Raw genomic sequence first — 23,457 nt, forward strand, 5'->3', positions numbered from 1 at the left:
TGTGCAGTGGGGAAGGCGTGGGAAGGCGCTTGGAGAGGGGAGGGCGCCAAGGAGAGGGGAGGGCGCGAAGGGGAGGGATGTGCTGTGCGGGCTATTGGACAGCGGAGGTCAGTTTCATCACGTTGTCGATGTAGCGGCGAGTCCAGGGGCGGCTCGACCATTCTTCGAGGGTCAGCTGTTTGGAGACGTGGAAGTAGGAACGGGACAGTGCCATCAGGTCGTCGAGAAGCGGGCCGCGTGCGATGAACAGAGAATTTTCGAAGTTCAGGGAGAAGGAGCGCATGTCCATGTTGGAGGAGCCCATGATGGCCACGCAGTTGGGGTGCTCGGAGGAGGAGTCGGAAGCGTCGGTGGGTTCGGCGGGGTCGGCGATGGCGAACTTGGTGTGCAGGATGTAGGGGGCGGGGAACTGCCAGATGTGAACGCCGGCTTCGAGGAGTTGCTGGTAGTAAGCGGATTGGGCGTGGTCGACCATGAACTGGTCGGCCTTTTCGCCGACGAGGAGGTCGACGCGGACGCCGCGGTAGCAGGCGGTGGTGATGGCCTCCAGCATGGAGTCGTCGGGGACGAAATAGGGGGAGCACAACACGAGGCGCCGGCGGGCGTGGTGGATCAAGGTGTTGAACATCCGCAGGTTCGGTTCGGTTTGGTAGCCGGGCCCGGAGGGGATGAGCTGCAGTGTGGAAGGTTCAGCGGCGTCTGGGTCGGGGTCGTGGGGAGGAACTAGCTCAATGACTTCGCCAGATTCGGTGTACCAGTCCACGGCGAACATGGATTCAAAGGACGCCACGATCGGGCCGGTGACTTCCACTAAGGCGTCGACCCATTGGCGGCCTTTCTTCACGTGCCCCGGCATGAGGTAGCTGCGGTCGATCAGGTTGATGGACCCCATGAAGCCGACACGGTCGTCGATAATGACTTGCTTGCGGTGGTTGCGCAGGTCGGGGCGGCGGAAGCGCCCGCGTAAGAGTTGGATCGGCAGGGCTTGGTGCCATTCGATCCCGGCGGCGGTGAGCCGCTTTTTAAAGTCTTTGAAGCCGGGGTATTTCTGCGATCCGATTTGGTCGAACAAGACGCGTACTTTCACGCCGCGGGCGACTGCGCGTTCCAGCGCTTCGAACACGATGTGGGTGGTTTGGTCCCAGGCCTGGGCGTACATTTCCACGTGGACGTAGTGTTCGGCATCGTCGATGGCCGAGGCCAGGCGCATCATCGCTTTGTCATAATCCGCCCACAGCGCCAGAACGCGACCGTCCAGCGCCGGGTAGCCGGTCAAGGTCCGGTTGAGCGTGATCATGGAAATCTTTTCGTCGCTAAGCGTGGTGCCCTTAGGGAAGTCGGGGATGGAGGAATGGACGTCCTGTACGGCGTCGGCGGCGCGCTCTTGGATGCGGTGGCGGCGGCGATTAAGGAAGGTCGAGCCTAAGAAGAAGTACAGCGGAAGTCCCAGGTAGGGGATAAGCAGGATGACCAGGAGCCACGCGTTAGCAGACGAGGGCTTGCGGTTTTCGGGGATGATTCCGATAACTACAAACTTGATCGAATAATCGATGACGAAGAGGATCCACTGCCACGTGGACAGGTCTAGGCCTAACATCAGCGCACCTCGTCGAGCGCGCCGGCAAGGTCCGCGACATCGTAGTCGGCGATGACGGGCGCGTGGTCGGAGGCACCCTGCCCCTTGCGTTCGTCGACATCGACCCATGCGAACTTGAGGCGGTCTGCCATCACCGGCGTTACTAACTGGAAGTCAATGAGCATGCCTTCGCCGCGCTGGAAGCGCATGGATTTGTAGTCCCAGTAGCTGTACAGTTCGTCGTGGGTGACCTGTGTTAAGCCTGACTCAACAAGGCGTTGGAACGCGGCGCGCTCCGGTTCCGTCACGTGCGTTTTGCCTTCAAAGAATGCAATGTCCCACACGTTTTTATCCGTCGGTGCGATGTTGAAATCGCCCATGAATACCTGTGGTGAACCGGGTGTGACCTGTTCGGATAGTCGGTAGAGGAACTCCAGCTTGTAGTCGTAGTGGCGGACGCCGATCTCCCGGCCATTGGGGACGTACAAGCTCCACACGTCCACCCCGCCGCAGTTCGCGCCCACCGCGCGCGCCTCCATGGCCTGCTCATGCGCAATGTCTTTGTGGAACCCGGGTTGGCGCTCAAAACCCTCGCGCACGTCTTCTAAACCCACCCGCGACGCAATAGCCACGCCGTTCCACTGGTGGTAACCCACGTGCGCTACCTCGTACCCCGCTGCCTCAAACACCGAGTAGGGGAACTTCGCGTCAGCGACCTTCGTTTCCTGCATGGCTAACACGTCAATGTCGTTGCGCTGAAGAAACGCCTGAATGCGATCTGCGCGGCTGCGCACCGAGTTCACGTTCCACGTAGCTATCCGCATGCGTACCCACTCTAGTTCCTCGCGCTGCCCCGCGAAGTCATCGCAGCGTGAAGTACCGCAGACGATGGTGCTCTTCGAACCCTAGCTTGCGGTACAGCCGCAAGCCCGCCTCATTCGACCCTAGGACCTGCAGGTACGCGTTGGTCGCTCCGTGTTCGCGTCCCCACTGACGCATCTTGCGGCCAAGAAGTGTCCCCACGCCCCGACGTCTCCACGCGGGGGCCACCTCCACCGCGGAGTAGCCAAGCCAGACAACATCGCTTTTCGACGACCCCCTTCCGCCATCCATCCCCACCCCCGCATATCCGGAGTCAAAACTCGGCGTATCCATACTCGATGACGTCAAGGTCCCACGGGTCACCGCGATCGTCTGCCCCTGGTGTTTCAGACGACCGAACGTGATCTTTCCGTCGATGGTTTTTGCTAATGCCCGCAGCGCATCCGGCGGGAGCGGCTGGCCCCGAAAATGGTACATGGCCAGCCAGTCCTCATCCGGCTCATCGGTTACCTCGAAAACGAGGGTGCTCAACTCTTCGGCCTCGATTGGTTCGTCCGCGGCGGCACTGCCGTGCAACGCAGTGGTCATAGTGATGATCTCCGGCCCAACGCTCCAGTGCCCTTCACCAGCACCAACGAGCAACTTCTCGGCCGCAGCCCCAATGCGCTCCGGAACCAGTAGTCGGGTGGGTAAACCCCGGGAGGCGTAAAACTCATGAATCTCGCGGATCGGCACGGGTCTAAAGCCCGCAGACGGACCGATCGGGGTAGCCGAATTGGACCGTTCGGCGATGTCTGCGCCAGCGCGCGTGAACCAGCCGTCGATAAGCGTGTGCTCTTGGCCTGGGAACGCCTTCGCCGTGGCGACCTCGATGGCGCGGATGTCGGAGTTGCGGACGCGGCGGGGGCTTAAGCGTTTGAGCACCTGGATCTGCTCACGCGGGATCGAAAGAGTGGGCGCGCTCGAGGGCAGGCCGCCGACCTTTTGCGGGCGGAGGACCAACGGGTCGAGCGAGACGACGTGGCCGATGACGTCGGTGACGTGGCTGCCGGGGCCATCAAGGTAACGGCGCACGACAACGCGCTCGCCGACGCTGACCTCATCGGTGCGGAACAGGCGCGACACTCTAGTGACCGAAGGGATCCGGGTCATCGCCCGGCATCCAGGTGTTGCCCGCCGCACCCCAGCCGTTGGCCTTGACCGCGCGCTTCGCCTCGCGCTTGTATCGGCCGGTGAGAACGTCGAGGTAAACGAAGCCATCGAGGTGACCCACCTCATGCTGAAGGCAACGGGCAAAGAACCCGGTGCCCTCAATGTCCACGGGGTCGCCGTTTTCATCAGTGCCTGTCACGCGCGCCCAGTCCGCGCGCCCAGTGGGGAAGCCCTCGCCCGGGACGGACAGGCACCCTTCATCATCCTCGCCGTCATCGCGCGGCATTGTCTTGGGGATCTCTGACGTCTCCAGCACGGGGTTGATCACCGTGCCGCGACGCATCACGTCCCCGTCAGGGCAGTTGTACACGAACAGGCGCTTGTTCACGCCGATCTGGTTCGCGGCCAGGCCCACGCCATGTGCCGCATCCATCGTGTCATGCATATCGGCGATGAGCTGCGCGAGCTCCTCCACGGGCTCCGTCACAGGCTCGGTGGGGTTGTGCAGGACGGGGTCGCCGTAGATCACGATTGGTCGAATAGCCATGGCTATAGTCTAAGCATGCTCACCGACGCAGACCTCGCCGTCCTCGATTTCGCCGACCGCGCCCCCCGCAGCCTCGGCGCACGCGAGGAGGCCATTCGCCGTGAGCTTTCCATGTCACCCGTGCGCTATTACCAGCGCCTCAACATGCTTATCGACGATCCCTCAGCCCTAGCCGCCCGCCCCCAACTGGTCCGGCGGCTCCAGCGCATCCGGGATGAGCGGGTGATTAATCCCGGGGCGTGAGCGTGCGCGGGCCCCTTGGTTCGGTTGATTTTACGGCGAGTCGCGCCCGAAAGGTTAGGAATCCCCAGGATACAGTGACGTGTGTGACGAATGTGAATTCTGGATCCAGCCGTTGGAAGCCCACCGGGAAGCCTAAGAACGCCCCGGAGGCCGACTTTGTCGAGGCCGATTCTGTGGACGCCTCAGCTCGCCGCGGCGAGGTCGATTTCTACGAACCTGCCGATGATGGCGCATTCGCCGAGGCCTATGAGGAGTACTACGACGAAGCCGTCGTTGAGGACCCCGCACCACGCGGCCGCCATTCCCGCCCGGACGCCCCGGGTGAGGAGGACAGCCCGGTGTTCAACTCCATGTTCGACTCCGGCGCACGCCGCCCCGAAACTCGCGGGGGTTCTGCCGCTGCTGGTGCTGCTGGAGCTGCCGGTGTCGCTGGCGCTGCCAGCGCTGCTGGCGATATCCACGACGCGGAGTTCGAAGAGGTAGTAGAGGTCGAAGACGATCCACGGGTTACGCAACGCAGTGAGGCGGCTCCCGCAGCCGCGCCCGTGCGCGGTGAGGCTCCCCGCCCTAGTCGGGCTGAGCCGATCGAGTACTCCGAGGAATACGAGGAGTATCCCGAGGACGACCAGCCTCGTGGCATTCCGAAGCGTGGCCTGGCGATGGTGCTCATCGCGGTTGCTGTGTTACTTGGCCTCTGGGGCCTCTACGCGCTGACTCAGGGCAATAAAGATGTGCAAAACACCGCCAACGACCCAGGTCAAACGGGACAAACCGTTCCTACGGGCGCTCCCGCGCCGGGCCAGTCACAGGCACCGGGTCAGGACCCGAACGCACCGAAGGACGACGCCGATCACAACCGTGATTCCCAAAACCGTGCGCCGAAAGATGGGCGTGAAGGGGATCGTCGAGAAGCTGGGCGCGAAGGCGAAGGCGGAAACCGGGGCTCGATTCCTGCTGGTGAGAAGATGACTGCGGATAATGAGAAAATCAACGTCTACAACAACTCCACCGTAAGCGGGCTTGCCGCGGACGTAGCGGACAACCTGCGCGGCCAGGGCACCGAGGTCGGTGGTGTGGGTAACTTCAACGCCGAAACTCTGGAGCAAACCACCGTATTCTTTGACCCGAATACCCCGGGTGCAGAGGAGCGTGCGCGAATCCTCGCGGATCGCGTGGGTGGCATTGCTCGTGCCAACATTGAGTCTCTACCGGAGGAAGCTAAGAAGCCGGACACCATCACCCTTATCATGGTTGGCCCGGTGGAGCTTTAACCCCACCGGCCCCGGCCAGATCACCCGGCGGGCGTCGAGGTGATCACGCCAGCTGGGCTGTAAGATTTCAGCGTGGACCCGTTTAAGGATTTTGCCCGCTCACCCGAGCCCACCCTGGGCGTGGAGTGGGAGATTGCGCTTGTCGACCCAGTTAGCCGGGATATGGTGGCGGAGGCCGGGGCGGTCATTGAGGCCGTCGAGAAGCGATATGGCACGCACCTGGAGAAAGAATTCCTGAAGAACACCGTTGAGCTTGTCACGCCGGTGTGCCACACGACGAGCGAGGCGATCGGGTGGCTGCGCGGCACTCTTGGCCAGGTCAAAACGGTGACTGATGAGATGGGCTTGCGGCTGTGGGCCAGCGGTGGCCACCCCTTTGCGGATTTCCGCGAGCAGCCCGTGGGGGACAAAGAGACCTACAAAGAGATCATCAACCGCACCCAATACTGGGGGCAGCAGATGTTGCTGTGGGGAACACACGTGCACGTGGGCATTAGGCATGAAGAGCGCGTCTGGCCGATCATCAACGCCATCATGACGAAGTACCCCCACCTGCTGGCGATCTCCGCCTCGAGCCCCGCGTGGGAAGGCCTGGACACGGGGTATGCATCGAACCGGACCATGCTTTACCAGCAACTTCCCACCGCCGGAATGCCGTACCAGTTCCGCAATTGGGATGAATGGGTGGGGTTCATGCGCGACCAGGCGAAGTCCGGGGTCACTTCGCACACGGGTTCCATGCACTTTGACGTTCGCCCCGCCGCTAAATGGGGCACGATCGAAGTCCGCATCTCTGACTGTTCGGCGTCGCTCAAGGAACTCGCCGCGGTGGTGGCGCTCACCCACTGCCTGGTGGTTTATTACGACTCGCTTATCGACGACGGGAAGGAACTGCCCACCCTCCAACCCTGGCACATTGCCGAAAACAAGTGGCGCGGCGCCCGATATGGGTTGGAAGCCGAAGTGATTACCTCCCGCGATACCGATGAACGCTGGGTGACCGACGAGCTCCACGACTTAATCGAGCAGCTGCAACCAGTCGCGCACCGACTCGGCTGCGTCACGGAACTCGGCTGGGTCGCCGACATCATTTCCAACGGCGCCGCCTACCAGCGCCAACGTGAGATCTTCCAGCGCACCGGCGACTGGAAGAACGTCGTCGACGCCACCTGCGACGACCTCGAATCCAACCTCCGCACCTAGCGCCAAATAGGGGCCGGGGCGAGAGTGCTACGGCTTTGGCTTGGTGGGCCGGGGGTCTTTGTAGCGAGACGGATTCTCGTTGACGGTGAGCTGGTCTTCGCCGCCGTAGAGTCCTTCGAGGCGGGAAACGCGTCCAAGACGTTGAGCCACAACAGGGCTGGTCATCAGCGCGAAGAGCAGCAGGAGAAGGAGCATGCCGGCGTCGCCGCGGTGGCCCACGTCGAAGGTAGGAGACCCGGCTAGCCGAATGATCGTGCCCATGACCACCAGGAGGAGGCCGGTTGTTTGCGGTTTAGTGATGGCATGGATCCGCGCGACGGTGTTGTTGAACCGCACCACGCCAACCGCAGCAAAGAACACTTGAAGCGATCCAAAGAGGATGAAGACCAGGGATGCGATGTCCGCGATGAGTTCCCAGTTCATTACAACGCACCGTCCCTCTTGCGGAACCTGGCCACGGACAGTGAACCGATGAAGCTGAGCATGGCGATCACAAACATGACGTTGACCACGGTGGTGTCAAGCGTCCAACAGATGTAGGTTGCTAGGGCGCATTGAAGTGACGCGGTCATCCCGTCCATCCCCACCACGCGGTCAAGAGAGTTCGGGCCCACGATCATGCGCCACGTTGTGATGAAGAATCCCGCGGTGAGCAACACGGCCGCGATAGCAAGGATTCCGTTGTACAGGGTCGGGTCCATCGGTTAGCTCCTTGTCCCCTCGAAAATCGCGAGCATAGAGCGCTCGAGCTTAGCGACGTTAGCGAGTTCGCGTTCGATGTCTTTTTGCGTGTGCGCGTCTAGGACGTGAATGGTCCACGTGCGGTTGGCAAGGTCGAAGTCGGTGACGCACCCACCGGGCTGAAGATTGTACGCACAGGCCGCAAAGTACAGTTCGAGTTCCGTGGCAAGGCGCATGGGAACGACGAAAATTGCGCTCATCGGTGGGTCAGCCGGGCGGATTGCCAGCCAGGACACCTTCACGGATGCAACGATCAGTTCCCAGAGCCAATGGACACCGAACTTGAGCAGTTCCCAGAGGTTGAGGCGAATTCCCCACAGCGGAACCGGTGGGAGCGGAAGGAGCCACACGATAGCCAAGGCCAGGGCGAGTCCTGCGAAGAAGTTTCCCCATGTGAGCTCACCCATCAGGAGGATCCACATGACGGTCAGCCATATAACGCTCAAGGGCCGGGTGCGGTCACCGAGTTTGGAGAGCATCACTGCACCTCCCTTTCGGCTTCAGCTGGGACGCGATCAGGATTGGGCAAGGGGACCTCCGCGGTGGTGACCTCGGCCTTAGGCGCAGGTGCGTCCGATCGTCTCTTGCTGATGTCGTCTTCAACGTTTTGGCCACCGGGATTATCCAGCGTGCGCCCGGGCTCGGTGTCTTCCGTCCACTCTGGGCCCAGCACGGCGGAGCGGTAGATCGAAATGTCTAAGGCGCTCTCGGCGGCGCGGCCAGTAATCGCGGAGATCGGCCCAGCTAGGAAGGTGATGGACACTGATGCTGCCACCAACGTCGCGGTGGAAAGAACCATGCCCGGTGGTGTGCGGCCCACGTCATTGCGGTCCGCGACCGAGATTGTGTCGGTGATATCGCCCAACGGGCTGAGGCGTTCAAATGTCACGTCCCCTTCAGGCGCATCGGCACGGTCGCGGACAAAGGCCTTTGACCACACACGGATCATCGCGTACAGGGTCAACAGTGAGGTGATCACTGCGCCACCGATGAGCAACCATGCAAGCCAGGTGCCTTCCTCGGCGCCAGCTTGAAGCAGGATCACCTTGCCCAAGAAACCAGAGAACGGCGGGATGCCACCCAGGTTCAATGCCGGGATGAAGTACAAGATCGCGATCACCGGCGCGGTGTAAAGCAACGATCCTAAACGGCGTAGCTGCGAGGACCCAGTGGTGCGTTCGATGAGAGAAACCACCAAAAACAGCGAGGTCTGCACCAAAATGTGGTGCACCGCGTAAAAGATCGCCCCGCTCAGGCCCTGCTTCGATCCAAGCGCTAGGCCGAACACCATGTATCCAATGTGGCTGACCAGCGTGAATGACAACAGACGTTTAATGTCATTTTGCGCCAAAGCACCCATGACACCCACGATCATGGTCGCTAGAGCCACCCACATCAGCAGGGTGTCCAAAGAACCGTCGGTGAATACCGTCACGCGCATGCGGATCATGGAGTAAACGCCGACCTTCGTCAACAAGCCAGCGAATACTGCAGTCACCAGCGACGCGGCAGTGGGGTAGGAGTCCGGGAGCCACGCATCCAGCGGGAAGACCGCGGCCTTAATACCAAAGGCCACGAGCAGTGTGGCGAAGATTGCGGTCCTCGTGCCGTCATCAAGCATTTCCATGCGCATGCCCGCTTGAGCCATATTCATCGTGCCCACGGACGCGTACACCAACGCGAGCGCGAACAGGAAGACCATCGACGACGCCATGGACACCATGACGTAACCGATACCTGCGCGAACGCGGCCGGGAGATGCGCCGAGCGTGAGCAGGACGTAGGAAGCGATCAGGAAGATCTCAAAACCGACGTAGAGGTTGAATAGGTCACCCGCCAAAAACGACAAGTTCACGCCCATGGTCAGCAGCATGTATGTGGGCAGGAAAACGGATACCGGATCTTTCTCATTACCGTCCCGGATTCCTTGGGAGATGGCGAACCACATCACGGACACCAGCACAATCGCGGACACGAAAAGCATGATTCCGCTGAGACGATCCGCCACCAGCGTGATTCCTATCGGTGCATCCCACCCGGCCATCTGCACGGTTTGAATGCCTTTGATATCCGCGACCAAAATCAACGACCCAGAAATCAACGCCAACGCCAACAAAGTGACAAACGCGACGGTGCGTTGGATCGACGTGCGGTGCCCCGCCAGCAAAATTAACGCTGCAGCCAAGGCCGGCAACAGCACCGGCAGGGGGATAAGGAACGGCGCATACGGCAGGAGCCAGTTCACGTACGCATCAACGGTGGCGTTCATGTTCTGCCTCCTTCACTGGGTCTTCGAAACTTGCTGGCCCAAACGCGTCACCGCCGCTGCGCAGACGGCCCGTTTCCGGGTCATCGGACGCGTCCGCATCCGGCGCCGCCGACGGTGTTGTCGGCCGGGCCGCAATTGCTGCATCCTCTGCGTCATCCTCGATAACGTCGTCGGTGCGGTAGCGATACTGCCTGTAAATCAGGGCGAGAATGAACGCCGTCATCGCCATCGAAATCACGATCGCCGTCAAAATCATCGCCTGCGCAAGCGGATCGGCGATCTTCTCCCCGTACTCCAGCGAGTCACGATAAATAATCGGCGGCGAGCCAGCCTGACCACCAGCTTGCAGCAGCAGCAAGTTCGCTCCGTTGCCCAGCAGCATCACTCCCATCAGCATGCGCGTCAAAGCGCGATCAAGCATCAGATACACGCCCGCGGCAATCAGAACGCCTGACGCCAACAGCAGAAACAGGTTCGCTTCCATCTAACGCTCGCCTCCTTCGCGCTTGCTTATCGTCGACTCCCTAGGCAACGTCACCTTCCACGACGCCGTCGGGGCGACGTCCGATCCCACACCCGCGGTAGCGAGCTCGGACAGTTTTTCTGCCTTTGTTTTTCCGCTGCCAGCACTGTCGCTCCGGGCCTTCTCACGGTGGGCCTTCTCACTGCGGGCTTGAGCACGGGCGGCTTCGCGTGCACGCTTCTTTTCGGCGTTGATGCGTTGACGCTCTTCGTTCTTGACCTGCATTGCACGGGCGCGGTCGCGTGCCCGCGCCTTGCGCTGATCTTCTTCGAGGTCAAGCTGCGCGCCCATGGCGTTGAGGATGTGCATGATAAGGCCGACCACGATGAGGTACACGCCAGCATCGAAGGCAAGCGCCGAGGGGATTGCAACCTCCCCGATCAGCGGCAAGGTCGGCTCGACATAGCCTGTGGTCAGTGGTGGGTAACCGAGGAACATCGGCACGATCGCGGTGACCCCCGATGTCAGCAACCCAAATCCCAGCAGCGATGCCGGGGCAATGGGCAGAACCTCTTCCAACTCTTGACGTCCGCCGGCTAGGTAGCGCAATGTCAGAGCAAGCCCCGCGACCAAGCCACCGGCGAAACCACCGCCGGGTGCGTTGTGGCCGGAGAAGAAGAAGTACATCGACAGCAGCATGATGGACGGGAACAGGATCCGCGTCACCACATCGACCATGATGGAGCGGTTCTGCTCTTTCTCATCCGCGACACCGCTGGCCAACCACCGCGGATTCGTTGACGCCAACGTCGGGCGCCGGGAGCGCCGGTCGAAGCTACGCGTGCGGTAGATCAGGCTCGCGATACCGGTAGCGGCGATCACCAAAACGCTGATTTCGCCGAGGGTATCCGCTGCACGGAGATCAACCAGCAGCACGTTCACCGTGTTGCGACCGTGGCCGATGTCGTAGGCAAGCTGCGGCATCGCGGTGGAGATCGGCTTGGTGGTCCGCGCGGAAATCGCCACCATGGCAACCACCACGACGGACACACCAACACCGACCGAGAGCCATGCGCGTAAGCGGTTATCAGCATCCTTGCGCGGCTCAATCTCCGTCGGCAATCGGCGGAGTACCAACATGAAGACGACCATCACGATCGTTTCCACGAGGATCTGAGTCAGCGCCAGGTCCGGTGCGCCGTGGAGCGCAAAGATCATGGCCAGGCAGTATCCGGCCATGCCGACCATCGCCACCATGGACAAACGGTTGCGTTGCCGAGTAGCAGCGATCGCCGCGAGCATGATGATGATCGCGGCGGCACCCTGCCATGGGCTGTCCCACAAAATCATGCGCACGGTGTTGCTTTGGCCCAAGATCAAGCCCGCGAGCGGCACAACCATGAGAACCGCGAAAATCACCGCCAGGTTGATCGTCACCGAACCGCGCTGAGTCGACGCCGTCAAGCGCAGCGACAACGTACGCAGCGTGCGCAAAATGTTGTCCCAGAGCTCATCAGCATCACCCAAGGCTGGTCGTTCAAACTGCGCTTTAGCCACGAGTTCTCGTTGCCAGTGCATGAGTGCACCGACGGCAATGATGACCACTGTGAGGATCAGCGGGACCGTAATTCCGTGCCACAGCTTGAGCTCATGGGCTTCCATGCCGGGGAAGCGGACGTTTAAAAACTCGGTGAAAGCGTGCGATAGCGGCGCTGGCCATAGACCAAATACCGTGGTCAAAACCGTCAATACCGTTGGTGATGCCCACAGCGTCAGATCACGAGTGTGTAGGTTTGCCTCTTTGACGATCTTCTCACCACGATTTTCGGGGTGATTATCAATGACCCCGACGAAGCCTTCCTTGGTGCTAAACGCACCGTAGAGAAAGTACAACGCGTACGCCATGGTCAGGATCGAACCCACCACAAAACCGACCATCATCAGGTTGCGCGGCATGCCCACCAAGAGCTCTTCGTGCAGCGTGGCTTCCAACGCAGCTTCCTTAGCCACGAAGCCCCACAAGGGCGGAATCCCAGCCATCGAAGCAGCAGAAATGATCGCCAACGTAGCGACGAACGGGCTTGACCTGCCGAGGCCGGAGAGCTCCCGAATATCGCGAGTACCCAGTGTGTGGTCGATCGCGCCCACGATCATGAAAAGCGCTGCCTTGAACAGCGAGTGGCTGAACGTCAACGCCAATCCCGCCATCATTGCTTCGCGCGATCCCACGCCGATCACAGCAATGATGAACCCAAGTTGGGAAACCGTTCCGTACGCCAAGATCAGCTTGAGGTCATACTCTTTGAGCGCCATCCAGCCACCAAGCAGCATCGTGAAAATACCCACGGGGATGACAACCAAGTGCCAGCTACTGACCGTGTGGAAATCCGGGGCCAAACGCGCCACCAGGTAGATTCCCGCCTTCACCATGGCGGCCGAGTGAAGATACGCCGACACCGGCGTCGGCGCAGCCATTGCACCGGGAAGCCAGAAGTGGAACGGCGCCTGAGCTGATTTCGATAGAGCACCAAGCAGGATCAGGACGATCGCGACCTGCATGGGCATCGTCGACTCAAGCGTGGAGAACTGGGAGATTTCCGAAAGCTTCCAGATCCCAGTGCTTGTGCCGAACAATACGATTCCCACCAGCATTGCCAAACCACCGAAGGTGGTGACCAACAGTGCCTGGGTTGCTGCACGGCGGGAACTCGCACGCTCACCGTAGTAGTTAACTAACAAATACGACAGCAGCGACGTGATCTCCCAGAACACGTACATCAGTAAGAAATTGTCCGCGATGACCAGGCCGTACATGACCGTGGCAAACATCGTGAGCTGGGAGGCAAAGAGCGCCAACCTGCGTGGGTTTGAATCGAAATACCCCCAGCAATAAAAGAGGACCAGCGCCCCGATTCCCAAAACGATGAGACCGAACAGACCCGCCAAGGCATCAAGGCGGAAGTCCAAGTTCAGATGGATCGGAGGCATCCACGGAATTGACGCGCGGATCTCACCCCCGTTCGCGAACGTTCCACTAATGAACTCGCGGGTGAGCCACAAAAATCCCCCTAAGGGGACGAGTGCCAAAAGACCGAAAGCAGGACGACCAATCGACCGCATCAAAAACGGTGCTGCGGCGGTGGCCGCGATCAACGCGAAGAGCAAAACCAGCACGGTTTTCTAACCTCCTCGCGTACTTGTCCACAAAATCAAAAGCAACACTTACACAGTACATAACGGCCCCGACATTCCATTTCCGTGGCCTTTGGCCAGCGGAAACGAAAAGAGAAGAGCCTCAATAAAACCGTGGCCTTTGGCCAGCGGAAACGAACAGATAACGGGATCGTCGATAAGCGATGCTTTAGCCGTAGATGCGCTGTGCCGCGGAAGACATTGCGGCGGCGATGGAGGCCTGCGGGGTGGCGCCGAAGCCGATTGCCCAGGCGGTGTGGCGCTCGTTGATTTGGTGGGCGACTTTGATCGCGGTGAACGTGGCCTCGTGGATTTCCCACTGGTGGAAGTCCAGGATCTCAACGTAACGGTTGGCGTCGCCAAGCATCTGGGCGAAAGCGTGGGCGGGGCCAGAGGCTGTGACCTCGTGCTGGGCGGTGCGCGGTGGGAACGTCTTGGACATTTCGGTGACGTCAGCGCGGTAGGAGTTGTAGCACCAGTTGGCTTTCTCCTCACCAGTGAAGGTGATGCGCGTCATTGGGGTCGGCGCGAAGGTGGCGGTGAACAGGTCCCAGCTCATCCCCTGGGCCTCATCACGCAGTTCCTTCGGCAGTGGGCGGGAGGAGGGGAAGCGGGTCTTCAGCGGATCGCTACCGGACTTCGTTGCCGGTGCCGGTGCAGTCTGGGAAGTGAAGGTGCGGGAGTCGGAAATGGTGGTCGTGGAAAAAGCGTCGAAGTTCGACATGATTGGAAGAGTCCTTCTACGTATGTGCGTTGTGTACGGGATCCGACTCCTTGGGTGGCTGGGTTACTAACGACCACTATCCCGTACCGCTGGGGAGTCGGTTACTCCGCGTCGGGGTCGGTGGCCCGTAGTACTAGCCCTACGGCACGTAGAAGGATTGCTGAATACATGTGGGCTAGATTACAAAACCTGGCCCGGGCGCGCAATACGTTTTTGGAATCTTTTTGGATCAACGTATAAAAAGCCCCTGAACGCGCAGTTCAGGGGCCTAAGAATTCTGAAGAATAAAAATCGGTTATCGGCGGGCTGTTGCGCCGTATCGGGTGAGGAAGAGGGCTTCCGCAACCGCGATCGCTTCGATTTCGGTTGGGTCCACCGACTCATCCGCGGAGTGGATCCGGGCCAAGGCGTCTTCCACGCCGAACATGGCGATTTCCGCGTCGGGGAACTGCTTTTGCAAAGCGGCAGTGAGCGGGATCGAGCCGCCGGACCCAACGACGGCGAGCTCAGCGCCGTCGTAGGCTTCCTGCAGGCACTGGCCAAGGAGCTGCACGGCGGGCTTGGCGGGATCGGTGGCAAAACCGTTGTTGATGTCTTCGATGTCTACCTCAACGTGAACGTTCCACGGGGCATGGCTGAGCAGGTGCTCGCGCAACGCTTCAGCGGCGGCACGGGGGTCCATTTCCGCAGGTGTGCGCAAGTTAAGCTGCGCGGAAGCGTGCGGCACGATGGCGTTGACTGCTTGATCGACCGGGGTCGAGCTGAAGCCGATCACGCTTACCGCCGGTCGCGCCCAAACCAGGTCTGCCACTTCATCATCGCCGCCCATGAGGTCAACCCCGTCCAGAACGCCGCCGTCAGCGCGGAAGGTAGCAGAATCATACGGCTGGCCGGACCATGTCTGGGTGCATTCCACACCGTCGATCACGGTGCGGCCTTTCTCATCACGCAAGGAATCAAGCATGCGGATCAGCGCGGCCACCGGGTCCGGTGCTGCACCGCCGAAGGTGCCGGAATGCACAGCATCATTGAGCGTCTTCACCGTCACTTTCAGTTGCGCACCGCCACGCAGAGACGTCGTCAGCGTGGGTACACCAACGGCGACATTGCCAGAATCAGCAATCAAAATAGCGTCGGCTGCAAACAACTCAGGTTGTTCTTCCAGAAGGACTTCCAACCCGCCGCCGCCGAGTTCTTCCGAACCTTCGACCACCACAACAAGGTTGATCCCCAGTCCTTCAAAGCCGCCGTTGTCCGGGCGCTCACCAGAACGTTCGCGCAGCAAGCGAAGCGTTTCCAGGTGCATCGCCACGTTGCCCTTGCAGTCCGAGGCGCCGCGGCCGTACCAGCGCCCATTGCGCTCCGTAAGGGTGAAGGGATCCGAGGTCCATTTCGCGGGGTCGCCCGCCGGGACAACGTCGTAGTGGGAATATAGGAGCACCTGTGGTCCGTCGATAAGCGGCGTGCTCCGCGCGATGATCGTGTCAGCATTGTCGATGGTGGGGTGGCGGGAAACGTCAAGCCCAGCGTCGCGCAAGGCTCCCTCTACCCATTCGGCGGCTGCGGCGTGCTCATCCGCAAGCTCAGGGACGGAGTGCGGGGAGTTGAACGACACCAGCGCCGAAAGGTCAGAAAAAATACGGTCACGTTGCGGAATAAAGGTGCTCATGTGCCCGACGGTACACTTTTTCCCATGGACCACGGCTTATCGACGACCGCCAGCAGCGCACCACACACCCCCACAGCTGAGACCTCCCTGCGTGAATTGACGCTACGCGGAATCATCATTGGTGGCTTGATCACCTTGGTCTTCACCGCCGCAAACGTCTACTTGGGGCTGAAAGTAGGCCTCACGTTTGCCACGTCCATTCCTGCGGCCGTGATTTCGATGGCTGTTCTGCGGAAGTTCGCGGGTCACAACATCAAAGAGAACAACATCGTGCAGACGATCGCATCGGCGGCGGGAACGCTGTCCGCGATCATCTTCGTCCTACCTGGCTTGGTGATGGTGGGCTACTGGTCAGGGTTTCCGTTCTGGACAACCATGCTGGTCTGCGCGATCGGCGGAACGCTGGGCGTGATGTTCTCCGTGCCGCTGCGTCGTGCACTGGTGACTGGGTCTGATCTCCCGTATCCGGAGGGCGTCGCTGCGGCTGAGGTTCTGCGTGTTGGTGACGCGGACCCGAATAATGAGGAAAACAAGAAGGGCCTGCACATCATTTTGATCGGCGGAATCCTGTCCGCGCTCTATGGTCTACTCGCTGCAATGAAAGCGGCAGCGAGTGAAGTCGCAGGGGCCTTTAAAGTAGGCGCTGGCGGCACGATGATGGGTGCATCGCTCTCGCTCGCCCTCGTTGGCGTGGGACATCTCGTGGGCATGACCGTGGGTATTGCGATGCTGGTCGGCGTGGTAATTTCCTTCGGAGTGCTGTTGCCGTGGCGCACCTGGGGCGGTGCTGAAGCTGCGGTTGGTTCGGAGGCACTCATGGAGTTTGTTTCCGGCACGTTCGCGTCCGAAATCCGCTTCATCGGTGTGGGCGCAATGGCCGTCGCTGCCCTGTGGACCCTGGTGAAAATCACCGGTCCGGTGGTGAAAGGCGTGGCGGGATCCTTGAAGTCGTCGCGAAGCCGCGCTGCTGGCAAAGAGGTTGACTTAACCGAACGCGATATTCCTTTCCCTATCGTTTCCGGCACGATCGTCGCGTCCTTGGTCCCCATTGGGTTCTTGCTGTGGGACTTCCTGCGTGGAACCGACATTCATGAGCACGCCTTTACCTTGATCACGATTTCGGTGCTGTTCATCTTGATCATCGGCCTGATCGTCGCGTCCGTGTGTGGGTACATGGCTGGTCTGATCGGTGCGTCTAACTCGCCGATCTCCTCGATCGGGATCATCGCTGTGCTCTCGAGCGCACTGATCATCGCCGCCTTCATGAACGGCACTGAGGCCAGCGCGGCATCGCTGGTGGCCTACACCTTGTTCACCGCCGCGATTGTGTTCGGTATCGCCACGATCTCCAACGATAACCTGCAGGATCTCAAGACCGGTCAGCTCGTCGGCGCGACCCCGTGGAAACAGCAAGTCGCGCTGATCATCGGTGTGGCGTTCGGTTCCGTGGTCATCCCGCCGATCTTGCAGCTCATGCTCACCGGATTCGGCTTCCAAGGAATGGAGGGCGCCGGCCCGGATGCGCTCGCCGCACCGCAGGCTGCACTCATGTCCTCGGTAGCGACCGGTATTTTCAGTGATTCACTGGATTGGAACCTGATCCTGCTCGGCGCCGGCATCGGTGCCATCGTGATCATCATCGATGAAATCCTCACCCGCGCCAGCGGCAAAAAGTACTCACTGCCCGCACTCGCAGTAGGCATGGGCATGTACCTGCCCGTGTCCGTTTCCGTCATGGTCCCGCTGGGAGCTTTGATCGGGTGGCTCTACAACCGCTGGGCCGACGGCCTGGGCACGGACTCCGGTTCCACGGACACCGCCGCTGGCAGCCGCTCCGAAGTTGCCAAGCGGATGGGCACGCTTGCTGCCACGGGCCTCATCGTCGGTGAATCACTGTTCGGCGTGGTAAACGCCGGAATCATTGCAGCTTCGGCAGGTGAGAGTCCGCTGGAGATCTTCCCAGGTGGCACCTTCGCCAACCTCTTCGGTGTGGCCATCTTCGCTGCATCCGTGGCGGTAATCTACGGCCTCACCCGGCGAATGGCTTCCAGCCTAGACTCAACCCCGTCAACTAGCCGATGATCTTTAAAGGCTTGGCGGCGTCCGGCGCCCTGACGCCAGGGGTGACGTCCTGACGATGGTGACACCCGGCAAGACTCCACCTGGTGTTTTGTCGCGCCGGGGAGGGATTTTGGTCAGCATCGTCAGGATTGTTGGGTTTGTAAGGGGGCAGCGCGGCCGCAGCCGGGCTGGGGCGTAGAATCTTGCACTCGGGGAATGAGAGTGCTAAAAATGGCGTTAGCACTCATGAGCAGAGACTGCTAACACACTCATGAGCAGAGACTGCTTGCACGAGACTGCTAGATAAACGCACCTATATATAGAGGAGTACCAAACTCACATGGCAAAGATGATTGCGTTCGATGAGGAAGCACGCCGCAGCCTGGAAGCTGGTCTGAACCAGCTGGCTGACGCCGTGAAGGTAACGCTAGGCCCGAAGGGCCGCAACGTGGTCCTGGAGAAGTCCTGGGGCGCGCCGGCGATTACCAACGATGGTGTGACCATCGCTAAGGACATCGAGCTCGAGGATCCGTACGAGAAGATCGGTGCTGAGCTGGTCAAGGAAGTTGCCAAGAAGACGGATGACGTCGCTGGTGACGGTACGACCACCGCTACCGTTCTGGCACAGGCGCTGGTCCGCGAGGGCCTGCGCAACGTGGCTGCTGGCTCCAACCCGATGGGCATCAAGCGCGGCATCCAGGCCGCCACCGAGAAGGTCTCCCAGATCCTGCTTGATTCCGCCAAGGAAGTGGAGACCCAGGAGGAGATTGCTTCCACCGCTGGTATTTCCGCATCCGATCCGGACATCGGCAAGAAGATCGCCGAGGCTATGTACGCAGTCGGTAACGGTTCCGTGAACAAGGAATCCGTCATCACCGTTGAAGAGTCCAACACTTTCGGCGTTGACCTTGAGGTCACCGAGGGTATGCGCTTCGACAAGGGCTACATCTCCGCATACTTCGCAACCGACATGGAGCGCGGCGAGGCTGTGCTCGAAGACCCGTACATCCTGCTGGTTTCCGGCAAGATCTCCAACGTTAAGGACCTCCTCCCGGTTCTGGAGCAGGTCATGCAGTCCGGTAAGCCGCTGCTGATCATCGCTGAGGACGTTGAGGGTGAGGCCCTGTCCACGCTCGTCGTGAACAAGATCCGTGGCACGTTCAAGTCGGTTGCTGTCAAGGCGCCGGGCTTTGGCGATCGTCGTAAAGCGATGCTCCAAGACATCGCGATCCTCACGGGCGGCCAGGTCATCTCTGAAGAGGTCGGCCTGAGCCTCGACACCGCGTCGCTGGATCTGCTGGGCCAGGCACGCAAGGTTGTCATCACCAAGGACGACACCACGATCGTTCAGGGTGCTGGCGAAGAGGAGCAGATTGCTGGCCGTGTGCGCCAGATCCGCTCTGAGATTGAGAACTCTGACTCTGACTACGACCGTGAGAAGCTGCAGGAGCGCCTGGCGAAGCTCGCTGGCGGTGTTGCAGTGATCAAGGTTGGTGCGGCAACCGAGGTTGAGCTCAAGGAGCGCAAGCTCCGCATCGAGGACGCTGTGCGTAACGCGAAGGCTGCTGTCGAGGAGGGCATCGTCGCTGGTGGTGGCGTTGCGCTTCTGCAGGCTGCGAAGGAGCTCGAGGGTGAGCTTGGCTTGGACGGCGACGAGGCAACCGGTGTGAAGATCGTGCGCGAGGCACTGTCTGCTCCGCTGAAGCAGATCGCTCTCAACGCTGGCCTGGAGCCGGGCGTTGTGGCTGACAAGGTTGCTAACCTGCCTGCTGGCCAGGGGTTGAACGCAGCCACCGGCGAGTACGTAGACATGCTGGCCAACGGCATCGCGGACCCTGCGAAGGTGACCCGTTCCGCGCTGCAGAATGCCGCATCCATCGCTGGTCTGTTCCTCACCACTGAGGCTGTCGTTGCTCAGAAGCCTGAGCCGCCGGCACCAGCCATGGACCCAGAGGCCATGGGTGGCATGATGTAAGCACTCGCTTATCGACGAAAGGAGCCCGCTCACGCGGGCTTTTTTCATGCCTTTTTACGGTAGCGCTCCCGTTGTGATCTGCGTCACCGCAGGTTGTGGCGATAATTAACCGAAATGTCACGAATTGGTCACTTAATCCGTAGAAATCTATGGCAATATGTTCCGAGTGACGTTCCTAGCGAGCGTCAGGAAATCGAGCATCCTTCCGGCCCGTCCGGATCATCTGAAGGAGATATACGAATGAACCTCAACGACATCTCGGTGCACCTCACCAACTTCGCTGACACCTGGAGCGGCTGGGGCGACGTGATCAGCAGCATCGTAAAGCTCATCTCTGAAGAGTGGCGTGACGCTCTTCGGGCCCTCATTCGGGCTTTTGATCCGGAGACTGGCCTGCTGAACCCGGCGAACAAGGACGACCTTTCTGCTGCCCTGAAGGAGCCGGCACAGCCGAACGAAGAGGGCAAGTACGAGTTCAACGGCCTGTCTAGCGTCAAGGGCTCTTCCAAGTAACTCTTTGAGCGTCCTCGGATCTCATCGCAGCTTCATCTAAAGGAGAAAATCACAATGGAAAACGCAGTGGAAACCACCTCCAGCTTCAACGACTTCATTGGTCAGCTCGCGACCATCTGGAACACGCTCTTCGCACCGTTCTGGGAGGTCCTGGAGCCCATCATCACCCTGGGTAGCGGCATCAAGACCCTCGCTGGCCTGCTGTAAAGAAAACTAACCTGTGATGCCCGGTCTGGGCGTCGACCACGACACATCTCCGGCCCACGCCGGACCATCGCAAGGAGAAACACATGTCTTTTGATCTGATCAAGGATGTCATTTCCGCTCTGTACGACATCATCAAGGGCTTCATCGACCTCTTCGACAAGGATTCTGAGGGCAAGTTCGAGGTCTTCGAACCGCTGAAGAAGCTCTTCACCGAGACCCTGAAGCCAGAAAACTTGAAGGCTGCATTCGACAAGGACAACGCTGAGGGCTTCAGCTCCAAGAAGCCAGAAGCCGTTAAGTAACCCAATTCTTGTAGGAGGAGAACATCAATGAATACCCAAAAAGCACTCGATGGCGTTGACAAGATGGGCGCTGCCTCGTCTGAAGGCGTCCTGGGCAAGATCGTAAACTTCATCATCAACTTCTGGAACGAGATTCTCTCGCCGATCTTCGGCTTCATGGTTCCGACCTCCGGCATCGCCGGTGGCGTCGGCGGCCTTCTGGAGCTCGTTCCGTAAAGAACGGGATGCTCGAAAGCGGGGTTTATGCCCCGCTTTTTTCATGCCCATTTTCAGGCGACACGCAGCTTTTCTGCGATTTGCGTCACATCGGAACGCGGCCCCCGATTTAGTTTCTGAGAGAGTTTCCGGCCGGTGGCTATAATTTCCTTCGATTGTACTGGGTGAATTCGTGAAAGCTTACCGTTTGCATAGGAAAGTCTAAGGTAGATGCAATTCACCAAAGTTCATGGATTGCCGGAGTGTCTTTGTTTGCTGTTAAGGATCTGGCAAACTGTTGCACGGATTTCATTTCACACCGGCTCAATCAGTTGGGGCCGGTCGACACAAGGAGATTTCAACATGGGTGTTGACAACATTCAGTTTCACGTTGACAACTTCGTGAACACCTGGAACGGCTGGTACCACTTCCTCAACGGTCTGATCCAGGTCATCGAGCGCCTGATCGCTGGTATCGGCGGTGCAAAGGAAGCTGGAGATAACACGGGCGCTGGTGCGAAGGCCTTCTTCGATGCATTCAGCTCCACCAAACCTGAAGGCCTCGGCAACGATCGTTGGCCGCTCTAAGCCCCGTCAAGAACTAATTTCAACAAGTCTCAACTCAAGGAGTTTCCAATGATCTCTGCACAGATTGCTGCATTCTTCGGCCAGCTGTTCTCCATCGAAGGCCTTCGTTCGCTCTTCGAGACCATGCGTCCGTTCGTTGAGTCCTCTTCCGGCTTCAGCACCCTGCTTGACCTGATCAAGTAGTCCTGTCAGCGAATCGGGTGCTATCGGCACCGCTCGCTACAACCGCCTAACCCTGCCGCTACTGTGGCAGGGTTTCGTGTTTCTCGGGGGTTAATAGACAAAAAGTGTGTCTGGTCGGCGTGTCGCCGGTGGGGCACGCTTTTTGTTATTTGAGGGGTCCTTTTCTGATTCCTACTGAGTGTTCGTAGTCGGTTGGGATAGCGTTGTCGTAGAAGGCTGGTCGGCCTGTTTGATGGTCGGATTCGTTTCGGTCTTTAGTGACGAGATCGGGAACTTTGGCGAGTTGATCTTGTCCGAACCTGCACTGCCTGGCGATCTGTAATGGGGCGTCAGGCAGTTGCGTTTTCGAGTGCAGGTACCATTCGAGCATTTTGCGTTGCCGCTCTCCTGATCTGCCGCGGTGGGCGTCAGCGATGCGTTTGAGTTGGGCGTTGATCCCGCCTTCAAGACTGTTGGTGGTTGCTGCCCACCGGTCGGGTTCGAGTGCGTCTGTCGGGGGTTGGAGGTAGGTGAACAGCCAGTTGTTGCGTGAAAGGTGCACAAGCGAGTTGTAAGCCCTACGCACACGGATATGGGTCCATTCCCATTGGTGGTTGAGGGTGCGGCGCTCTTTGGGTAGGAGTGTTTTCTCGTTGAGGAAGGCCTTGTAGACCACTGCGAAGTCGTGTAGACGCAGCGTCCATTCCCGGGCTTGGTCCACGGTGGTGATCGTGGTCAGTTTCAGCGCTAGTGCATAGATGGCCTTGCCGGCATCGGTGCGGGGGCGTGTTGTGGTGTAGCGGCGGACAACGCGTTGGGCATGGACGAGACAGCGCTGGATCAGCGTGTTGGGCCAGCAGGCTTTGATGGCGGATAAGGCGCCTTGGCCGCCGTCGAGGACGACGCATAACGGTGCGGCGATGCCGCTTAGTAGTTGAGTGTAGGCGTGGGCTGATTCGCTTTTAGCCCAGTGCCAGGCGATGACGTGGTCGCGGCTTGCGGCAACCAGCAGGCAGCCAGCGTCGGTGTAGGTGCCGTCGATGAAAATCTGGTCGTAGACCCGGTGTGGGTCTGGGGTGTTGGGAACATCGATGAGCCAAAACGGGGCGAACCGGCGGTCGAGCGTGCGGCGGGAGACGTTCAAGGTACCAGCTACGTCGTTAAGTGACGCTGTGCCAGTGACGTAGGCGTGAAACGCTGTGAAGTCCCGAGCTTGGGTTTGGTCGGTGCGGTGGCGTATGAAGGTGGCTCCGCAGTCTTTGCACCGCCACCTAGTGGAGCCTTTGGGAGTGGGACCGTTTTTCTTTGTTTCCCCATGACATGAGGGGCATCGTGGTCTGTTTGGTGTCACCGGGAAAGCACACCAACACCCCGCTAGCACATGAAGGTGCCATTCCGGTGGATTGAACGAAAAACGAGCCAGAATAAGGCGAAAAACCCTATTCGAGCCCGATTTATGCAGCCTGATCAGCAGATATACCGGAAATCAGACACACATTTTGTCACTTAACCCTTTCTCGGGAACCGGCCGACCCTACGCCCCGCCACGCCCGCGCGCCACGCCCAGCACACCCGCGCGCCA

General features: G+C 59.9%; 24 protein-coding genes. 11 read left to right on the top strand and 13 right to left on the bottom strand.

Going from position 1 to position 23,457, the window contains the following annotated elements:
• Positions 1-91: 91 nt before the first annotated feature.
• The 4 genes from cls to CAQUA_RS01695 are packed head-to-tail and all read right to left on the bottom strand — an operon-like array spanning position 92 to position 4,097.
• On the bottom strand, positions 92-1,597 hold the full coding sequence (gene cls, locus CAQUA_RS01680) for a cardiolipin synthase (RefSeq protein WP_196824788.1): 1,506 nt from the start codon (positions 1,595-1,597) through the stop codon (positions 92-94).
• A complete protein-coding gene (locus tag CAQUA_RS01685; RefSeq protein ID WP_196824787.1) occupies positions 1,597-2,400 on the bottom strand; it encodes an exodeoxyribonuclease III in 804 nt (267 codons plus the stop codon). The genes cls and CAQUA_RS01685 overlap by 1 nt, the downstream gene beginning before the upstream one ends.
• A 37-nt stretch (positions 2,401-2,437) precedes the next feature.
• Positions 2,438-3,523 (bottom strand): N-acetylglutamate synthase, CG3035 family, encoded by a 1,086-nt coding sequence (locus CAQUA_RS01690; protein ID WP_196825655.1) that lies wholly within the window; start codon positions 3,521-3,523, stop codon positions 2,438-2,440.
• Between the two features lies 1 nt (position 3,524).
• Positions 3,525-4,097 carry a peptide deformylase gene (locus tag CAQUA_RS01695; RefSeq protein ID WP_196824786.1) on the bottom strand — a complete coding sequence of 191 codons (573 nt, stop codon included), beginning with the start codon at positions 4,095-4,097 and terminating at the stop codon, positions 3,525-3,527.
• A gap of 15 nt (positions 4,098-4,112) precedes the next feature.
• Here CAQUA_RS01695 and CAQUA_RS01700 point away from each other — a divergent pair, with 15 nt between their 5' ends.
• The 3 genes from CAQUA_RS01700 to CAQUA_RS01710 all read left to right on the top strand — a co-directional run bounded on the left by CAQUA_RS01700 (position 4,113) and on the right by CAQUA_RS01710 (position 6,814).
• Positions 4,113-4,340 carry a DUF3263 domain-containing protein gene (locus CAQUA_RS01700; protein WP_196824785.1) on the top strand — a complete coding sequence of 76 codons (228 nt, stop codon included), beginning with the start codon at positions 4,113-4,115 and terminating at the stop codon, positions 4,338-4,340.
• An 83-nt stretch (positions 4,341-4,423) separates the two neighbouring features.
• On the top strand, positions 4,424-5,611 hold the full coding sequence (locus CAQUA_RS01705) for a LytR C-terminal domain-containing protein (RefSeq protein WP_196824784.1): 1,188 nt from the start codon (positions 4,424-4,426) through the stop codon (positions 5,609-5,611).
• A gap of 72 nt (positions 5,612-5,683) precedes the next feature.
• Positions 5,684-6,814 (top strand): glutamate--cysteine ligase, encoded by a 1,131-nt coding sequence (locus tag CAQUA_RS01710; protein ID WP_196824783.1) that lies wholly within the window; start codon positions 5,684-5,686, stop codon positions 6,812-6,814.
• 27 nt (positions 6,815-6,841) lie between these two features.
• Here CAQUA_RS01710 and CAQUA_RS01715 read toward each other — a convergent pair whose 3' ends face one another.
• From CAQUA_RS01715 to CAQUA_RS01750, 8 genes are all read right to left on the bottom strand, one after another.
• Entirely contained in the window at positions 6,842-7,237 is a 396-nt protein-coding gene (locus CAQUA_RS01715; RefSeq protein WP_196824782.1) for a monovalent cation/H(+) antiporter subunit G, read from the bottom strand.
• On the bottom strand, positions 7,237-7,515 hold the full coding sequence (locus tag CAQUA_RS01720) for a monovalent cation/H+ antiporter complex subunit F (RefSeq protein ID WP_196824781.1): 279 nt from the start codon (positions 7,513-7,515) through the stop codon (positions 7,237-7,239). Before CAQUA_RS01720 ends, CAQUA_RS01715 begins: the two co-directional genes overlap by 1 nt.
• Positions 7,516-7,518: 3 nt before the next feature.
• Positions 7,519-8,034: a Na+/H+ antiporter subunit E gene (locus CAQUA_RS01725; RefSeq protein ID WP_196824780.1), complete on the bottom strand. Its 516-nt coding sequence runs from the start codon at positions 8,032-8,034 to the stop codon at positions 7,519-7,521.
• The gene (locus CAQUA_RS01730) at positions 8,034-9,824 is read right to left on the bottom strand and encodes a Na+/H+ antiporter subunit D (RefSeq protein WP_196824779.1); all 1,791 of its coding nucleotides are present in this window, start codon (positions 9,822-9,824) and stop codon (positions 8,034-8,036) included. Before CAQUA_RS01730 ends, CAQUA_RS01725 begins: the two co-directional genes overlap by 1 nt.
• Positions 9,808-10,308 (bottom strand): Na(+)/H(+) antiporter subunit C, encoded by a 501-nt coding sequence (locus CAQUA_RS01735; RefSeq protein ID WP_196824778.1) that lies wholly within the window; start codon positions 10,306-10,308, stop codon positions 9,808-9,810. The genes CAQUA_RS01730 and CAQUA_RS01735 overlap by 17 nt, the downstream gene beginning before the upstream one ends.
• Positions 10,309-13,461, bottom strand: a complete 3,153-nt coding sequence (locus tag CAQUA_RS01740; RefSeq protein ID WP_196824777.1) for a Na+/H+ antiporter subunit A — start codon at positions 13,459-13,461, stop codon at positions 10,309-10,311. It lies immediately after the preceding gene.
• Positions 13,462-13,648: 187 nt separating this feature from the next.
• Positions 13,649-14,203 (bottom strand): acetyl-CoA acetyltransferase, encoded by a 555-nt coding sequence (locus CAQUA_RS01745; RefSeq protein WP_196824776.1) that lies wholly within the window; start codon positions 14,201-14,203, stop codon positions 13,649-13,651.
• A gap of 295 nt (positions 14,204-14,498) precedes the next feature.
• Positions 14,499-15,872: a M20/M25/M40 family metallo-hydrolase gene (locus tag CAQUA_RS01750; protein ID WP_196824775.1), complete on the bottom strand. Its 1,374-nt coding sequence runs from the start codon at positions 15,870-15,872 to the stop codon at positions 14,499-14,501.
• Between the two features lie 24 nt (positions 15,873-15,896).
• Here CAQUA_RS01750 and CAQUA_RS01755 point away from each other — a divergent pair, with 24 nt between their 5' ends.
• The 8 genes from CAQUA_RS01755 (at position 15,897) to CAQUA_RS01790 (ending at position 21,896) form a co-directional block, all read left to right on the top strand.
• Positions 15,897-17,954 carry an OPT family oligopeptide transporter gene (locus tag CAQUA_RS01755; RefSeq protein WP_196824774.1) on the top strand — a complete coding sequence of 686 codons (2,058 nt, stop codon included), beginning with the start codon at positions 15,897-15,899 and terminating at the stop codon, positions 17,952-17,954.
• Between the two features lie 319 nt (positions 17,955-18,273).
• On the top strand, positions 18,274-19,908 hold the full coding sequence (gene groL, locus CAQUA_RS01760) for a chaperonin GroEL (RefSeq protein WP_196824773.1): 1,635 nt from the start codon (positions 18,274-18,276) through the stop codon (positions 19,906-19,908).
• Between the two features lie 240 nt (positions 19,909-20,148).
• The gene (locus CAQUA_RS01765) at positions 20,149-20,421 is read left to right on the top strand and encodes a hypothetical protein (RefSeq protein WP_196824772.1); all 273 of its coding nucleotides are present in this window, start codon (positions 20,149-20,151) and stop codon (positions 20,419-20,421) included.
• A 54-nt stretch (positions 20,422-20,475) separates the two neighbouring features.
• Positions 20,476-20,628, top strand: coding sequence for a hypothetical protein (locus CAQUA_RS01770; protein WP_196824771.1), 153 nt, complete (start codon positions 20,476-20,478; stop codon positions 20,626-20,628).
• A gap of 83 nt (positions 20,629-20,711) precedes the next feature.
• Complete coding sequence (locus CAQUA_RS01775) at positions 20,712-20,930, top strand: hypothetical protein (protein ID WP_196824770.1); 219 nt, start codon at positions 20,712-20,714, stop codon at positions 20,928-20,930.
• Between the two features lie 27 nt (positions 20,931-20,957).
• The gene (locus CAQUA_RS01780) at positions 20,958-21,146 is read left to right on the top strand and encodes a hypothetical protein (RefSeq protein ID WP_196824769.1); all 189 of its coding nucleotides are present in this window, start codon (positions 20,958-20,960) and stop codon (positions 21,144-21,146) included.
• 342 nt (positions 21,147-21,488) lie between these two features.
• Positions 21,489-21,713 (top strand): hypothetical protein, encoded by a 225-nt coding sequence (locus CAQUA_RS01785; protein WP_196824768.1) that lies wholly within the window; start codon positions 21,489-21,491, stop codon positions 21,711-21,713.
• A gap of 48 nt (positions 21,714-21,761) precedes the next feature.
• On the top strand, positions 21,762-21,896 hold the full coding sequence (locus CAQUA_RS01790) for a hypothetical protein (protein ID WP_269208577.1): 135 nt from the start codon (positions 21,762-21,764) through the stop codon (positions 21,894-21,896).
• A 145-nt stretch (positions 21,897-22,041) separates the two neighbouring features.
• Here the strand turns inward: CAQUA_RS01790 and CAQUA_RS01795 are convergent, their stop codons facing one another.
• The gene (locus CAQUA_RS01795; RefSeq protein ID WP_196824321.1) at positions 22,042-23,226 is read right to left on the bottom strand and encodes an IS1249 family transposase; all 1,185 of its coding nucleotides are present in this window, start codon (positions 23,224-23,226) and stop codon (positions 22,042-22,044) included.
• Positions 23,227-23,457: the final 231 nt, after the last annotated feature.

It is taken from the genome of Corynebacterium aquatimens, from assembly GCF_030408395.1.
Lineage (GTDB): Bacteria > Actinomycetota > Actinomycetes > Mycobacteriales > Mycobacteriaceae > Corynebacterium > Corynebacterium aquatimens.